Source organism: Mycolicibacterium arenosum (assembly GCF_024320865.1).
GTDB classification, from domain to species: Bacteria; Actinomycetota; Actinomycetes; order Mycobacteriales; family Mycobacteriaceae; genus Mycobacterium; species Mycobacterium arenosum.
Window position 1 is genome coordinate 1 of record NZ_JANDBD010000029.1, and the last position, 2572, is coordinate 2572.

At 66.8% G+C, this 2572-nt stretch carries 2 protein-coding genes; both read right to left on the reverse strand.

Going from position 1 to position 2572, the window contains the following annotated elements; all coding sequences use genetic code 11:
* Positions 1-58: 58 nt before the first annotated feature.
* On the reverse strand, positions 59-862 hold the full coding sequence (istB, locus tag NM203_RS33020; RefSeq protein ID WP_255065282.1) for an IS21-like element helper ATPase IstB: 804 nt from the start codon (positions 860-862) through the stop codon (positions 59-61).
* The gene (istA, locus tag NM203_RS33025; RefSeq protein ID WP_255065283.1) at positions 859-2388 is read right to left on the reverse strand and encodes an IS21 family transposase; all 1530 of its coding nucleotides are present in this window, start codon (positions 2386-2388) and stop codon (positions 859-861) included. The genes istB and istA overlap by 4 nt, the downstream gene beginning before the upstream one ends.
* Positions 2389-2572: the final 184 nt, after the last annotated feature.

Below are 2572 nucleotides of genomic sequence, written 5' to 3' on the forward strand. Positions count from 1 at the left end.
GTGCGTTTCGTCAAGTGATTTGGCCCCACCGTCGTCATGGATTTTGGCCCCACCTGGTCTAGGTGGCGCGTTTGGTTCGGGTGGTGGTCTTGCTGGTGCGGAGTCGGTAGGACTTGGTGCCGGTCTCGATGATGTGGGCGTTGAAGGTGACGCGGTCGACGATGGCGGCGACCAGGCGGGGGTCGGGGAATACGGTGCCCCATTCGCTGAAGGGCAGGTTGGTGGCGATCGCGACCGAGGCTCGTTCTTCTCGTTCGGTGATGATCTGGAACAGCAATTCCGCTCCGCGAGGGTCGATTTGGACGTATCCGAGTTCGTCGAGGCAGAGTAGGTCCAGGCGCCCGTAGCGGGCCACGACACGGGAGAGGACCCGCTCGTCGGCGGCTTCGACGAGTTCGTTGACCAGCTGCGCGGTGGTGACGTAGCGGACCCGGCGACCTTGCTCGCAGGCCGCCAACCCCAACCCGATGAGCAGGTGGGACTTGCCGGTCCCGGAGTCACCGAGCAGCACGATCGGCTCACCGGCGTCCATGTAATGCCCGGCGGCGAGGTGGCCCAGGGTCGCTGGTGCGATGCCGGGGACGGCGTCGATGTTGAACTCCGCCAACCGTTTCAGCCTCGGAAACTTGGCATCGTTGATGCGTCGCGTGCGGCGCCGTTCGGTGCGGTCGTCGACCTCGGCGGCCAACACTTCGGCGAGGTAGCCCAAGTGGGTGTGGCGTTCCCGGTCGGCGATCTCGGCCAGACGCGTCGCTTCGGTGCGCACCGTCGGCAGGTGCAACTCACGGGCCGCGGCACCAATGGAGGCTTTCGCGGCGGCATCGACGGTCCCCGGCTTGCTTGTGCTGGTGGTGGTGGTCATGAGTCGCTTCCGGTGAGCAGGTCGTCGTAGTCGGCCAGCGAGGGTGGTGGTCGGTCGTAGCGGGCCAGTGCGCTGATCGTGGCCGCCGGTGCGGGCGTGCTGGTGTGTCGGCGGGCATCGATGAGGACGGTCTCGGGATCCAAACATCCCGAGGTGACGGCTCGGTCCATCGCGGCGATGAGTGCGGCGGCGGCCATGCTGCGGTGCGCCAACAGAATTCCGATCAGGGCGCGGGTCCCCTTGGCGTCGCCGCGCGCCGCCCGGGCAGCATCCCAATAGCGTTGATGCGAGTGCGTGAACACCCCGCGGGTCTTGGCTTGGGCCAGTGCGGTCGCACCGGGCAGCGCCCCGGGTTTGGTCTTGAGGACCTCGAGGTAGTGATCCAGGCACAGCACCTCGACGTAGCGTCCGACCGCCCGTTCGTGGGAGGCCACCAGACGGGGTCCGTCGTAGACCTCGACGGTCCTCGCGGCCAACCGCACCGGGAGGCGTCGCCCGGCGTAACGGGCTGGGACGGAGTAGAAGCATTGCCGCACAGATACTCTGGCCCGATTGTCGACCCTGGCTTGCAGCAGCCTCGCGCAGTCGAACGCCTCGGCCGGCAATCCCATCAGCTCCGTCGACTCGATGGCGAACGCCGCGCCGATGGTGATCGGTCGGCCGGTGATCACCCGGTCATCGTCGACCACGTCGGCGGCGGCGATCAGCTCGTTGAGCTCTGCCAAGGAGGCAACCTTCGGGACCGGGACGAGGTGGCGGCGCCGGAAGCGGCCGATCTCGCCCTCCACGCCGCCCTTCTCGTGAGCACCGTCGATGCCGGGGCGGCAGAAGAACGAGTCGAATCCGTAGTGGGAGCGCAGTGCGGTGAACCGTTCGGACTCGGTGCGGTCACGCCCTTTGAGGACCCGGATGACGGCGGGTTTGAGGTTGTCGTAGCGGATCCGCCCGGGCACACCCCCGAAGTATTCGAAGGCCAGTACGTGGCCCTCCAGGAACGCTTCCTGGGCTTGGGTGGCGAATGCGACGTGAAACGCTTTGCCCGAGTGCGAGAGTCGCATCACGAACATCCAGCACTTCACGACCAGTCCGGCGATCGTGGCGTAGAACTCACCGAAGTCGACCTCGGCCTCAGCGCCGGCCAGATGGGTCTGCGGGATCGACACCTCCTGCTGGAGCAGTCCGAGTTCGACCCGACGCCGGGCGACGTACCGCGACACCGTCACCTCCGAGCACGTGGCCTGGTGTTCGGCGACGAGGCGCTGCCAGACCCGCCGTGCGGTGTGCCGTTGCTTGCGCGGGGCGTCCACGTCGGCCAGCAGCCAGGCGTCGATCACAGCCACCCACTCGTCGATCGCTGGCCGGGGCCGAACCGGATAGACCTTCCGTGGCGGCGGGACCGCGTCGGCAAGGGCTTGACGCACCGTACGGCGATGTGTGCCATGACGATCCGCCAACTCACGGACCGACAAATCCTCCAGCCGCCGATCCCTTCTGATCTGCTCGAACAGTTCCACGCGTGACCGCATCCTGACCGACCTCCCTGACGACCGCCAGAGACGACGGGCGACAAGAACGATCTGAACGAGGGTGGGGCCAACATTGGTGACGACACACCGCGCCCACCCGGACGGACACGATCACCACCCCGGTGGGGCCAAAATTCGTGAAGAACTACGACCGAAGTGGGGCCAAGTCAGGTGACCACACTCA